This window comes from Flaviaestuariibacter flavus (assembly GCF_004337505.1).
Lineage (GTDB): Bacteria > Bacteroidota > Bacteroidia > Chitinophagales > Chitinophagaceae > Flavisolibacter > Flavisolibacter flavus.
In genome coordinates, this window is the sequence record NZ_SJZI01000005.1 from 1 (window position 1) to 14,456 (window position 14,456).

The 14,456-nt window shown below is 52.9% G+C and carries 6 protein-coding genes; all 6 read right to left on the bottom strand.

The annotated features are described in order from the left end of the window. A partial coding sequence (locus EPD60_RS04035; RefSeq protein WP_131447112.1) for a DUF6443 domain-containing protein occupies positions 1-7,242 on the bottom strand: 7,242 nt, incomplete at its 3' end. Between the two features lie 13 nt (positions 7,243-7,255). Next, the gene (locus EPD60_RS04040; protein ID WP_131447114.1) at positions 7,256-8,014 is read right to left on the bottom strand and encodes a LolA3 family protein; all 759 of its coding nucleotides are present in this window, start codon (positions 8,012-8,014) and stop codon (positions 7,256-7,258) included. 5 nt (positions 8,015-8,019) lie between these two features. Next, the gene (locus EPD60_RS04045; RefSeq protein WP_131447116.1) at positions 8,020-12,015 is read right to left on the bottom strand and encodes a hypothetical protein; all 3,996 of its coding nucleotides are present in this window, start codon (positions 12,013-12,015) and stop codon (positions 8,020-8,022) included. Continuing rightward, the gene (locus EPD60_RS04050; RefSeq protein ID WP_131447118.1) at positions 11,910-13,118 is read right to left on the bottom strand and encodes a hypothetical protein; all 1,209 of its coding nucleotides are present in this window, start codon (positions 13,116-13,118) and stop codon (positions 11,910-11,912) included. The genes EPD60_RS04045 and EPD60_RS04050 overlap by 106 nt, the downstream gene beginning before the upstream one ends. A 102-nt stretch (positions 13,119-13,220) precedes the next feature. Then, positions 13,221-14,081, bottom strand: a complete 861-nt coding sequence (locus EPD60_RS04055; protein WP_243647754.1) for an IS3 family transposase — start codon at positions 14,079-14,081, stop codon at positions 13,221-13,223. A gap of 17 nt (positions 14,082-14,098) precedes the next feature. Beyond that, on the bottom strand, positions 14,099-14,389 hold the full coding sequence (locus EPD60_RS04060; protein WP_131447122.1) for a transposase: 291 nt from the start codon (positions 14,387-14,389) through the stop codon (positions 14,099-14,101). Positions 14,390-14,456: the final 67 nt, after the last annotated feature.

The window sequence follows — 14,456 nt, forward strand, 5'->3', positions numbered from 1 at the left end:
GCTCGTTCCAGCCGCAAAAGCCTTTCCCGGCATTTGCATTCCAAATGGATAGTAATCCTGGGCACTCAAAACGTCGGCAATAAATCGGTCCGATTCACCGTCCCCGGAGGTGTCAACCCCGTATTTGCGGTCGGAGATCGTCACCAGCACGTTGCCCAAGTGGTTGGAAAGCTCGTAACGCTTCTCCCCTCTCAGGTAAGCAATGGCTCCCGGATCAAAGACAGCTTCTCCGGTACCCGTGGTCACCCCTACCCGCTCGCGGATACCGAGGCGGGACGAACCATAGAGGTGTTGCTCCTTCAGCAGTACCCGGTCGGAGGAGTCGCTGTAAACAGCCATCACATTGCCTTGGGCATCCCGTACATACCAGGTGGTTTTTGGCGTTCCCGCGCCGGGAATCACCGTTTTGGCAATGCGGTTGCCGGAGGCATCGTAACGATAGGTGATGGTGGTGTCGCCCCCCTTATGCACGGCCTTGATCTTGCCATAGACCGTCCACTCGATCCGGCGGATACCCTCCAGGGAGTCCTTCACCAGGTTTCCAATCGGGTCATAAGCGTAGTTAGCCACCGGCTGATCGTCGATGTCCTTGTCGTAATTTGTTGCCGGCACGTTATCGCGCACCCTTCCCAACTGGTTGGTTCCCGCCAGGTAATGATAGGTGAGTGAATCCATGGCCAGCGGCTTCCCTCCTGCCGTGGTGCCGTTGCGCAGGTAGCCCAGGATATTGCCGTTGGCATCGTAGCGCACCCGCTCCTGGTAGTTCGTGGAAAGAGAAAGGGCGCTCCAGTTATTGCCATCGCTGTTCAGCCCCGTATAAGCGTCCATACCGGTGATGCGGTTCAACTGATCGTACGTATAGCTATAGAGCATGGGACTGGACAGGGCACCGATATTGACGGCCATGCTGGAAATATTGCCGTTGTACAGCGGCCGGAAACCGGACGTGCCCAGGTAGGCACTTGTGCCCGGGAAGGGCGTCGTGCCACCGATGGCCTTATAGTCGCCGGCGTGGTAGTTGAGCGAGAATGAATAGGCGTCGCGTCCAGTATATTGAGCTGGTCCTCCGGGCAGACCATCGCCGCCAAGATCGTAGGCTGGCCGCAGCGAAGAGCCGTTCACCCCCTTCAGCCAGCCTTGCAGCGTATAGGCGTAGTCTACGCCCTGCACGGACTGGCCGCCCAGTACAGTACGGGCAAGCGGGCCGTGCTTGTAATAGCTGTAGCGGGCGTCGCGGTCCCAGGTCAAGCCATCGAGGCTTGTCTCCACCTCCGTCAGGCGGTTTTCGGCGTCGTAATAGTAGCGGTGCAACAGTTGATCGGCCCGCCCTTCCTGATAGGCGACCCGGTTCACCTTGCCAGAGATGAGGTCGTACTGGTAGGTCACCTGCTTAAAGCGGTTGGCCGTCGTGTTCATCACGTTGGCAAGGCTGCTTACCAGGCTGTTGCCATAATCCTGGAGCAGGGTGTCTACGTTTCCGTGCACGTCGTAGGTGTAAAATGTGGCCGAGTTGTACTGATCCGGGTTATTGCCATCGGAATATGTGGTATAGGCCACCCGGTTGCGCAGGTGGTGTTGTGTGATTGGGGCTTCAGAAACGCCACTCCAGCCAGCATAAGGTACATCGTACACAGTACGGGTGATTTGCTCTTTGGTGACCGCAGCCTGGGTGATCCAGAAAGTTAGCGAGTCGGGGCGACGGCTAATGCTATCGTCCATGAGGCGGCCCTGGCGCAACTGACCTACCTCCGTGATGCGGCCCAGTTGGTCATAAAGGGTATAGCTATAGTTGGAGTCGGGCCGCTGCCGGGCGTTCTGCGATAGGGAAAGCCTACCGAGGCGGTCATACCAGAATTCAGAGCGGCCGCCGTCGGGTGACTGCTGAGCTACTACCTGATTGAGTGTATTATAGCGGTACTGGGTCGGCTGCGTGTGCGCGGGCCGGAGCACGCCTCCGGCAGCGCGCAGTAGCCGCACCGAATCGAGAAAACCCTGACGCAGGGCCGGCGCAACGCCTTGGGGCGCAAGGGTTTTCACAAGGTTGCCTGCCTGGTCGTAATAATACAGCGTGTAATGGTATTCGTTGAAAGCATGCCGTACCGTGAAGCTTTCGTAGCGGTAAGCTTCCAGGCAGCGGGCCCTGTAGGCAGAGTCGAAATAGCTACGGAGCGAGTCAGCATATACCCGGTATTTCTCTGTGCCACCGCTGACCGAGAAGAAAGAAGAGTCCGAACAATTGGTAACGTCGTTGAGATCCACTTCCGGGAAGAGGGGCTCGTTCTTGCCGCAAAGCTGCGGGATGGCGTCTGGGTAGCAATAGGCGCGCGGCACGCCAGCGGAAACGTACAGTGCTTCCACCTGAGCTTGGGTCAAGGTCGTTCCCGCACGCTTATTGAAGAAATAGGTAAAGGCGGTCTTGCAATCCGGGTGGTACAGGTTTGAATCGACAAAGGTTTTGTAGATAAAATGGTTTTGTCCGCTATACCCGGCATAGATGTATGCCGACTCTTCACTTCCATCGATCATCTTCAACACCGCCTTAATGCCGCGTGTGGATTTCCGCAAGTAAGAACTGTAAAAATTCGGGTCCGTCAACTCCCGCCGGAATATAAAACGGGTATCAAAGCCGATACTTTTGACGTAGAGTATCGAATCCACCCGGTAGAGGTATTGTGTATCGTACTTATTGTTCCCCTTATAAACACCAAGATCGTAAAAGTTGGCGAAGGTAGTAGTGTCGGTAACCGATGCCGGAATACGGAAAAAGGCAAGGGTTTGACCATGGATCTCGCCCGGCGACCCTTGGTAAGGGACGTATTTCGCTGAAGGATTCGACCGGTTTTGATCCATGAAATAAGTCCGGTACTTCCAGGAAATGAAATTCGAGAAGGAGTAGTTGTCCTTGGCCATGGATACGGATACGTACTTCTCCCGGAGTTGCGGCTCACTGGCACCGCCGATGAAATCACGGCTATACGGAATTTGGTTTTGGATACTTGACGTATCGAGCATGTTTTCGAACGAATAGCGCAACGGAACCGGCATCATCACTAGCCAGTAGTTATTGTAGCCAGGGGCCATGGACCGGAACTTGCCTTCCCATTGAAAACTCCGGTCTACCCGCGCGTACTCCGGCGGCTGTTGTTCGTTTCGCGCATTGCGCAGCAAGGCGTTGACACTTCGAATAAATTCATAGGTAGTCGGCGAGATCGCCGCGTTTTCGTAACGGGCCGGTGCGTTGCGGTAATAAAAATGAAAGTCCCGTATCCGCGACCAGAGTGTATCGCCATTTACCGTGTTCAAACGACAGGTATCTAGGAAGGCCAGGTAATCGGCAACCGTTTTGGTAAAGCCGAGGCGACCATTCATGAAATTGGCGAACAACTTGTTTTTCCGAATCTGCACCGAATCAAGAACATCCGTCAGGGCGGCCGGCATATTCCCAGGAAACTCCCGACGATATTGATCCAAGTGGTCCTTAAAGGACAGACAATCGGTACATACCTCCGATACGTTGCACTGCAGCGCCGGTGGTAGAATCAGGGGGCTGGGCAGATAGGCGCAGGTAATCGTTCCTGAACAGAGGCTAAGAAGACTGTCAAGAACGGCTGCTCGGATGTTGGTGCCGGTCTTGCGGAGCATGAACGCCGAAAATGAGGCATCTATGCCAGCAGCTTGGTATTCGACGTTGTAGGCCGACACTTTCGCACAAAGGCAAGAATCCGGCTTTGTATAAAGAGGCAGGTTGCTCCAGGCCGGCCCTTTGTCATAAGGTGCGGGTGCTGTGATCAGGTAGGCATTGCAGGTGGCATTATAAGGCTTCCCTGTGCTATCTGAATACTGGCGAAGCACATCCTCGAAGCTGCGGAAACGGTAAGAGCTTGCCGGCCGCACCGAGCTCGAACCATAGGGATGAGCGATGTCCGATCCTTCCGCACACACCTTTACGAGGCGGGGAATAATGATGGCCGTATCAGCTGTGGTGAAATTGCAGGGACGCAGCTGCTCAAGCCACTGAACGGCGTAGGCGCGGCAGTTGTCCTGGTACGAGTTGGTAAGCTGCCCACTCACCTGGGCCGTGGCGCCGCTCCGGGTGTCGTTCAGCGTAGCACCATAAGCCGCATTCATACTAACCGCATCTCCGAAATTCGGGGTACGGTAAAGCGCTACAATGCTTTGCGGCGTGGGCGTCGGGCACGTTGCATTGGTTTTGGCGGCAATCAGGTCGCGCTTCGTTTTAAGATAAAAGGAGCGGAAATTGCGCCAGGCCATGTCCATATCGCCGGAGCAGATAGATGTATTAAATGCCGAGTCGTAGCTGGTATACTGCAGAATGCAACTACTGTCTCTTCCGGTACAACGCGAGAGTGCGGTGGCAAATGACCACATGCTGATTCGAACTGGAACGCCGCCTGGAAGAGTTGCCGTGAAATAGTTTACAATTTTAGATTCCAAGTCTGTTTTGTATGTGCCGAATTCAATTATCGGATCAGGTATTGTGCTTACTCCGATGGGAGCCGCAAATCTGCTGTACGGGGTATCGAGGCTTGGTCCGTTAGCTATCGTCGGAACGAGGAATCCTTTCTGACGTGCTTCAGCATAAGTCTCGACTTTCTCAAACTGCAGATCCCACTCAAAGCTGGCTGAAAGCGGGTTTTGATATTCGAGCTTGCAATATTCCGGGTGTAACGGAAGGAGCGTTTCCGCCCACGATTGCTTGAACTTGGAAGCAAATGCCGGCCCATCGAGGCGCTGCGGCGGCATGAAAGCGCCGGCGCTTTCGGAATACACAATGTCGGGGTGTCCTTCTTCATCCAAATAACCGGAGACTTTCTTGTAAGCTGCGCTATCGGGCGTCGGGCGGAAGATGTTAAATGCAGTGCCGGTGAGGGCGCTGTCCAGGTTGGCATACTGCCCCGAAGGCGGTGTCAGGTCCAGAAGCATGGCTTTCCGGGTGGCTTCCAGGACGTTTACCCCGCCGGTGCCGCAAAGCTCTTCGCAAGCTTCCTTTGCCTGTTGGTATGCGGAAAGTGCCGTTGCCCGGAGCGACGCACTATCTGCCGGCGCGACCCCGGTACGGATCATAAAACGGGCCCGATAGGTTTCCCAAGTTCCCAAAGAGTCGGTACAGCTTTGGCAGGAGGGTGCGCAATCAAGTGCCTGCGCTACGGCAGCCCGCTCTTCGTTGATAAACTGCTCTAATGTCTTACACTGGTTTTTCACCAGGAAAATGCTGTCGCGGTAATATTCCATCGCCGGCCGGCTGATGGAGAGCTTCTTGGTAATCTCATAGTTCCCCTCGGGCAGGAAGCGGCTGAACTGGTAATAAAAGCCCGGGTGGAGGCTATCGCAGGAAGCGCTGATCGAATCGATGCTGAAGTTCCGGATCGTGGTGTCGAAATGAACCTTCTGGTTGTTGCAGTCATCGGTGATCGTGATCTGAAGATCGTACAGGCAGCTGTAGCAGACCGGCGTGCTGTCGCATGCATTCAGTTGCAGGTGACGCGGATCGAGCGAATAAGTAAACACATGGTTTCCGGCCACGGGCACCAGTAGGCTTTTCTTGCTCTCCATGGTCAGGTCGCGGATAATTGCGGACGACGCATCTGCCAGCCGTTCGGTAATGCTGTCGGCGACATTAGATGTCAGCTTTTGTAGTCCGATACTGTCCGGGGGCGTACCGGCAAGTGCCGTGGCAATGGTGCGGCCGTGCATGTCAGTATAGCTGACGCTGTACTGGCCGTTCGCGTCGCGCACCATCGTTTTGAAATAATGGGAGAAATGGCCTACCTCGGTGCCGAACAGGGCGTCCAGTTCCTCCTGCGCCGGGCTGCCATAATAATATTTGGTTTCATGTCCGCTGCCTAGCCGGAAATTCTTGCCCACGCCGCTTTGGCGACTGATACGACCGATATTATCCTGAGTGTACTCCACTTCAGTAAAAGGGTAGCCTTCGGCGTCTGGAATATACTGGTTGAACCCGGACAGGTCGAGATTGAGCGGCGAATAGTATTGAGCGGTGCCGCTTGAGTCGTTCAGGCGGTCTGCCCCGCTCCCGCAATAAGTGGCCGGATCGGGCAGGTAGTCGAAATTATCTTTGTCATATTGGCTTCCGTTGAGTTGCCGGTTAAAATTACGCGTGTACCCGATCACGGTGTTGAGTGTGGGCGCAGGCAGCACCTGGATAATCGGGCGCCCTTGGTAATCGTAAAAACTTTCTGCTACCACCGTGGTTCCCGAAGAGTTGTCCTTGGTCACGGTCTGACGGCTTCGCAGGGAACCATCGAAGTATTGCACCACGGTCTTGCGTTTTCCTTCTTCCGCAAATGATGTAGTAGCTTGCCAATTCAGCTCCCGCTCATGGCCGTTGAAATCGAACCGGCCGGTGCCCCCACTAAAAGCGCTGCTCCAGGTAGCTTCTATCCGGTGACTGCTCCCGGCGGCCTGCTGTACGGACCGGACCCGGAAAAACAGGTGTCCCTTATTATCATAGATCAGCGGAATGCGGTAGCTCGTGCCACCTAGCGTTACCCGGGTAGCATTACCGGCAAATAAAAGGGCGGCATCAGGTGCCGACGGTGTTCCATAGCGGCCGGATGCCAACGCGCTGGAATCAATGTATGCCCACTCCAGATCGTACTCGTCGGCAGCGTCCTGGCTCGGCCATTGAACCAACAGCTCGTCGGGCGCACCGGAGGAAGGAGTCGTATACGAAATCGATTGAACCGCGTTATTCGTACAATGGAAAACAAATTGCGGATAGGCCTGCAGCTCGTTTTCCAAAACGAGGTAACGTGCAATAGCGGGCCCTACTGAAATACTGTCAGAAAGCACCTTGACCCGAACCCGGTAGGCATCATTAAACACAGTGCTAAAGGATCCGCTGTAGCGGCCGCTATCGGTATAGTTAATGGTGAGCACCTTGTCTACGGAATCCAATTGGGTGGTGTCCATACCGGTCTTGTAGATCCGCACCTGCAACGACGCCGTAAAAGCTGCCGGGAAATAATAGGCGGCACCTTCATCAATTCGCAGGGACACCCGGTTCACCACCTTGTATCCGCGTACAACCTTACCGTCAAAGGCGGAAGAGAAATGCCGAACATCTTCGGCCAGGCATACCGAGTCTTTCCGCAACTGTCCGGCGCTGCCCTGCAGGCGGCCGACTACCACCGGCACTTCACCGGCGATCGCCGAAAAACGGCAAACCATCAACAGTAATCCAAGAATAAAATAACGCATGGCGGAGTTTTTTCTAATCATTTAATTCGGGTGCGCCGATAAAAACACGGTATGTGGCAAAAGCTGGAGCCGGGACGAATTCTTTTTCCTTTCGCAGAATGTATCGGTCTGTCGCGAAAACGGAATCGTCGATTTTTTCTGTTCGAACGTTTTGAAAGGTCACTTCCACCCAGCACCATTCATCTGAAAGTTCTTTCGGTTGAACGGCCGGATCCAGTAACGCCTTCGACGGCACCAGACACATCACCCGGGCAGGGAAATAGCCGGCTTTGCCGAAATAATAGTCGATCTTCTTATAGGTTGTGCCGGGCGGCATGTCTAAATGCAGCACCTGGGCTCCAGGTTTTCCCGATACCGACGCTTTCATACCCTTGTATTTCAGCAGCATGCTGTCGAGCAGCGCCGCGGGGTTCATTTGCGTCGCCCCGGCGGCCGGCCGGGACAGGTAAATGAGCCGGTCCTCATGAAAAACGATGACGGTGAGTTCTTTGGCAAGCAGCGTTTCCGTGCTATCCAGCCGGTACCACATGCGTCCGCCACTCGATTTGAACGTGCCATTCAGGGAATCCAGGAATATCCCGGGACTCGTTGCCATGGAATAGCGGTACCGTATATCAAAGGACAGACTTTGCTCCTGCTTGAATTGCGTCATCATACCCTGAAGCAGGCGATCTGCTTCAGGACTCCTGTCACCTTGTGCCCACATCGGGCCGGCGGCAAAAAGTAGCATCGTCAGGAACGTACCTGCTACTAACCAAATGTATTTCCTCATGCTAGTTACTGTTTCAGCAGGGCGCTTCGGGTTTCCTTAATGGTTTTGATGCCCCGTTGAGTTTCCTTTTTGACGCGGGTTAATGTGCCGTCATCGTCGTACTCGTACAGGGTTGCGTAATTGTTTTCGTCCAGCTCGGCCATCAGCCGTAGGTCTGTCGGGCTGTAGACGAAAGACTTCATGTTAGCATTGAACGGGTGGAGGCGCAGGTCGTCGAAATACACCGGGTTTGCGCCGGTAGCGCGCAACGCTACCGTCAGTGTGCCTGCTGAGGCAGGGATGTCGAATACAGCTTCATAGCGTTGCCAGCCCTCGATGATCGATCCATCCGCGTGGAATGTAATATTCTGTGTACCGCCGCCATCGAATCCAATAAGGATTTCATTGTTCACGTAGGTACTGCAGTGGCAATCCTGGCCTTCCTTCACCCAGGCGCTGAGCACCATCCGCTTCCCTTTGAAGGGGGAGAAATTGGGAATTAAGACAGACTTGTCAGCGCGAATCTCCGTGAGCGGCTTCCCGGCCAAGCAGGCATCGTCTTTCGTTTTAAACACGAGCTTGCTGAACGAACTATCTGCTATTTCTGTAACAAGCGGGAAGCTAAGCGCGGCCGACTCTCCTCCCTGCAGGACCAGGCTCTTGACACCAGTATGCTTCTCCAGCGATGTAAACTTGGGCTGGTAAGCCGAATAGTCGATATGCCGCGCCGAAGGGCAGGTGTTGCAGGTTCGTGTTGAAAAATCATAATCTTCAAAACCTTCGAAAGCAGTCTCGCGGTAACGCCCGTTTTGCGTAACGGCCACTGGCATCGTGAGATTATATCCATAAAGCCCGGAATTATGACGCCCAAGAGGGTCCTTGTTCTCTACCTCTAATCCTTTTTTGTTGTACCTGACGGTTTCCGAATTCCACACCCACCGGGAAGGATCATATTGCGGCTGAAGGCCGGCCGACCCGAATATCCAGAAGGAGTTGTAATCCTGAAAGGTGCCGTCACGACGGATATCGGTTGTACTGGCAGGATTCGATTCGCTGCGCCTGCTGTAGTAAACATAGTTCCGGTGATTGCGCCAGTTACCTAATAGGCCGGTGACGTATGGATTAAACGTGGTGTCGGTAACCAGACTATAGCAGCCGTTTGATTGAAATGTTGAATCCAGAAGAACTACATTACGGCAAGTGAAACCATTGTTGCCACTTTCCGCAAGATTGTATCCGACAGGGCAAGAATAAGACGAAGGATAAGAAAAGCCAGCTAACTTCTGAGTAGAGAAAACAACCTTCAGATCGCTGTATTGAGTGGCAGAACGAAGTTCCGCTTCAGTATTGTCATAAACTTCACATCCAAAGATTCGCTCACCACCGGCGTTTATTGCATCGATTCGAACAACGTGCATTCCCCTTGTCAGATAAATGGGCATGATATGCCAAACTTTGAAGGCTTCATTATTGTCAAGTTTGGTTTTTTTAATTACCAGGACACCATCAATAAAGATCTTAATTCCGTTATCGACCCCCACTCCAATAAAGTAGAAGCCATTGTGTTCAATCTCTAACGGTGCCTGAATAGTTCCCCATGTGCCGTCAACAACACTGCTGTCACAGAACCATACTCCCGAACGATTTAAAGGTCCTTTAGAACTGTTATTAAGCCCGGTAGCATATCGTTCAAACTGACGGGTTTTTGAAAGGCCGGCGTCTTTGATCAACAAACTATCTTGGTATTCCGTTTTCTGCATCCGGAACACGGAAGTTCCAGGTGGAGGAGTAAAGGAAGAGGCCGGTACGTAGTTGCATTTACTCGAATAGCCTCCGAGATTGGTCCAAAAAGAACTGGCTTGATTGATCATAGACCGGGCGAAAGCTCCGTTGGCGGTATCGAAAAAGCTGTAGATAGCACTTCCACAGGAGCCGTAGTCTACTAATGAATCCCGCCGGACACATATCGGCAAATAGCTTGACTGCAAGAAAGCGGTGTCCTTGACGCATCCATGGAGTGCTGGATTGTAGGTGTACCCCGACGGACACGAATTCGCCAAGGAATTTCCAACTCTGGCTGCGAAAATATCATCCGTCTGCCAAGCTTGCTTGAACTCTGCCGTGGCGGCATTCACAACCTTTTTCGAAGCATTAAAAACAATCTCGTATTGCTCGCTGCTATTCTTTTGGAGCGGACTTACTAACGTCGTTACCGACCCGACCGAGCCGCCCATATTTCTACGTCCGGAGCGGATGATCCGCACGTCCGCATGGAAGGCTGTATATGGCTTACCGGTACGGTCGATAAAGTAGACCGCTCTTGCACCTCCATTCACCACCGATGAATCGATAGCCCAGAGCCGCGTGAAGTTCGGAAAGGCCGCGGACTGAATATTGCACGCATTGCCGGCGTCGACACCGGTTTTCTCGCTGCCCGCAACCAGCAACTCATCCCCGCTGACAAATATGGTTGCGGGATCGCCGCTTAATCCACGTGTGATTTTGCCATCACGAAAATCCACGTCGTATAGCGTATAGTCGATATTCTTATAAGCAAGCCCCATCCCCTCGTAGCGCCAGTGCGCCGGGTAGTTGAAGCTGTAAACCGGGTCATTGAACTCATTTTGCGTGCGATTGAGCAGCACCTCGCCGGTTTCACTGTCGTAGACCAAGTCTTGGGTGGTCACCTTGCTTCCTTTATCCACATGCACCACGCTGTCTAGAATGCCGTATCGGTTGATCACTTTCAGCGTCGCGGTCGACCGGAAAAGATTTTCCTCCCGCTGGGCCAGCGGCAGCATGATCGGAATAAGGAGTAGCGGAGGAATGAAGGGAACAGCGAACATTTCGCTATTGAGTGCGAAATTGCTGCCGTTCGTTATCGACAGTTGCTCCCGCATATCCATCATCAGCTCGACATCCTTACCGATGATGGCCGACGAATCGATCGAACCGTCCGAGCGCATCGCCATGACGTTGTTGGCCAGCACCTTTCTGTCTGCTGAAAGCTGCTTTACGCGGTAGAAGTTTTCGGTATAGGTAATGTAGTTCTTAGGATCGGTTTCAGCGTAGGTTGCCTGGTAACGCAATTTGCCGTGCATATCGTTCAACTCCACCTTGAAGCCCTGCGAGATGGCAATGTAGTGACGGGCATTGACCTTTAAGAAATTGGCCAGCCCCGGCTTGAATCGCTTTTTTGAAAGCGGATCCAGCACACTGCGTTCCACGATGGTCGGAAAGTCATAAGCGGTAAAAAAGCCAGATTCTTCCCAGCCATTTGCCGACTTACGGTCTTTGTAGTTTATGGTCCGAACCCGAACCTTGCTGTATCCTACGCTGGGAGACGGAAAAAGCGATTCACCCAACGGCTCTTCTGTGTACCCCATGTTCACAGGCCCCATTACGCCCACTTTCTCGATATACTCGATCGGAAGACGGAATGGATTTTCCTCACCACCAAGACCGGGCTCGTAACTGGCGACACCACTGCTAAAAGTCTTGTTTGATCCGCTGATCTCACGGTCGGTGGTGTATGCATATTCCTGACCGTACTTAGCAGGGCGCTGACCGGTCATCTTATCCCAGTTATCGTAGATCGTGATTCGCTTTACGCGTTGCCCGCCGCCGAACTTTCTCAGCTCTGGCGAGTTGAGACGAACGAAGCAACGGGAAGTATCCAACTGACTTGCCCACCCATTGCTTCTGGCATTCTTGTCGTAGGAATCGGAGAATGTAAGAATGGACCCAATAGAGGTAAGTAGCAGGCGAATCGCCGTAATAAATTCCATGTCGTCATTCACCTCGGAGTCCGGGTAAGCTTTCGACGGAAGGTTCAACCGCAAAAACTGAAGCGCTGCAACCGCCAACGGGCTGAAGCCACCGGGGCCATCGCCTTTCAGGGAAACACCTTCCAGTTTTACCCAGATCGTATTAGCGTTTGCGAGTCCCCACCCGCCTGCTTTTGAAAGGTCGGCATAACAGGGTACATACTCATAACCAGTGCCCCATACATCATCGGGCATCCTGACGAATAGCCGGAAGTACAACTTCTCCAGCCCTTCCAGGTATTTTTGGTAGACCTCCGCGGCGGAACCGACCGGGGACGGAACGCGGATAAAATGTACCGGTTGTCGAATAGACCCGAATACAAATAGTTTTTCGCTGTTGCAAAATTTGGAGTTACGTTCATTCCAACCACCTTCATCATCTGCATCGCTCTACGGTTCTGCACATGCGCGTATTCGTCACTTTCATATTGGACCTTGATTGATCCTCCCGAGGGCAAGCCTACCGAATCGAGCGACCAGGCGCCGGCGTTGTAGGCAGCAGTAGTACTGTCTTGAATGGCGTAAGGAAAATCCGCATTAGTAAGCAAGTTTCCTGTAGTTGAGCCAGGATTGGCAATTGGGTCTTTATAGCTACCCCACCGGTCGGTATGCTTAGGTGCGTAATTGGGGTTGTTGGGGTGGTAGTAAAACACATACGGGTTCTTTCTACCTTTCTCGTTTCCGTTGTAACTAAACCACACTCGCTTCAGTGTTAGCTTGCCCGAGTCGTTCAAAGGACTGTTGACTCCTTTGCAAAGTTCATAGGAATATTCGAAGTGCACGGTCTTGATCGGGCGGGCAGTCGCTGGACTACGAAGAAAATCGGCTTTCGTATATAGGTTGATCTCCTTCAGGCGCTTGGCGGAAGCACCCGACTTCACCCCATTTTCGGCAATTCCGTTCAGGTCCAGTCGATCCTCGACAACGAAAGTCGCGAGCATCGTTTTCGACTCGATGCTATGGAGGAACCACAACTCCTTCTCTCCATAGATATAGTTCGCCTTATCATCCCGGCTATAGGTTTTCAAGCCTTCATTGTACGACGCCCCTTCACTGTATGGCGCACGCCATCCATAAGGATTATCGAAGCCGCGAACTTTTGAGTAATTAAACTTCACCGCGTCTCCAAGGTCGTCGTCGGTAATGCCGTTCCCAGTTAAGTCGACATAATCACTGGAAAGCAGTCCCGTAAGCAAGTAAGAGTGGGCATAGGCCGGTGTCGTTTCGCTATTGAAATACCAATCTTTCCCTTGATGATTGTTGACCGTATTGTCCGTTCCATGAGCATAGGTGGTCATTCCTGTCTGGCTGTTCCCGCCGTTTATTGCAAAAGTCACTTCCTTCTGCTTCAGGTTGTAAACAGGCAGACTATAATACTCCCCTTTATTGAGACCAAAAGGTCAGGATGCTAAGTTAATAAGTGGGTTTGTTTCCAGGTTGTGTTCAAGTGATACGAGGGTTGTTTTTTGCTGGTAACGATCGTTAGGTTTCTGCTTTGTGGTGCTGTGGATTTTCTGGTTGTAGTAGTTGATGTAGCCCTCGATGCCTTCAGCTAATTCGCCGCCGTCTTCAGCCGGGTTCAGATACACATGGTTGTACTTGAGTGACTTCCAGAACCGCTCGATCCAGATGTTGTCCGTTGCCCGTCCTTTTCCATCCATGGATATATTGATTCCGTTCTTTTCCAGGTACTGGGTCCAGCCGGCGCAAGTGTACTGCACGCCCTGATCCGAGTTGATGATCTCCGGAGTGCCATGTTCTGCGATCGCTTCCTGCAGCACCTCCAGGCACCAGCGCGCAGCCAGTGAGTTGGAGATGCCCCATCCGACGATCCTGCGGCTATACACATCAATGATGGCCGTGAGGTACATGAAGCCTCGCCGCATCGGGATGTAGGTGATGTCGGTGGACCATACCTGGTTGGGCCGGCTGATATCCAGCCCGCGCAGCAAATACGGTTTTATGAACACCTTCAGTCCCATTTTAGTGAGGTTTCGTCTGCGGTAGATGGTTTGATGGCCCAAGAGCCGGAACAGCCGCCGGACGCGCTTGGGACCAACCGGATAGCCACGGTCGCGCAAAAGGTGCACGACCGAGAGCACACCCTCAGTGGGATGATCGAGCAGGTGACGGTCCATGAGCTGCATCATTTTTAGATTCTCCGGCTTTTCAGGGCGGGGCTTGTAATAGATCCGGCTGCGGTGTACAGCCAGCAAGTCGCACTGCCGGCGTACCGACAGCTTTTTGGAGCGTGGTTGCACCAGCGAAGCGCGTGTGGTCAGATTCCCAGTTTCCTGCAACTTTTTTTTAGAAATTCATTTTCCACCCTGAGCTGTCCGATCTGGGCGTACAGCTCGCGGGTGTCGACGGATTCACCTTCTGATTCAGAAGGCTTCTCAAAAACAGCACTCATGTTTTCCAGGAATTCCGACTTCCAGCGCGAGATCATCACGGCGGAGACTTCGAACTTTGTAGACAGTTCAGCGAGCGTTTGCTGTCCCTTTATAGCCTCAAGGGCCACTTTGGCTTTGAACGCGGAGGAGAATTTGCGGCGGGTTTGCTTCTTCATTTCAGGTAGTTAAAAGTACATCGCTTTTTAACCAACCCTCTGGTCTTAATTTACGGGAGTATTATAG

Coding starts and splice junctions, on each gene's coding strand:
- EPD60_RS04040 (WP_131447114.1), bottom strand. CDS start 8,014: ATGAGGAAATACATTTGGTTAGTAGCAGGTACGTTCCTGACGATGCTA.
- EPD60_RS04045 (WP_131447116.1), bottom strand. CDS start 12,015: ATGCCCGATGATGTATGGGGCACTGGTTATGAGTATGTACCCTGTTAT.
- EPD60_RS04050 (WP_131447118.1), bottom strand. CDS start 13,118: ATGACCACCTATGCTCATGGAACGGACAATACGGTCAACAATCATCAA.
- EPD60_RS04060 (WP_131447122.1), bottom strand. CDS start 14,389: ATGAAGAAGCAAACCCGCCGCAAATTCTCCTCCGCGTTCAAAGCCAAA.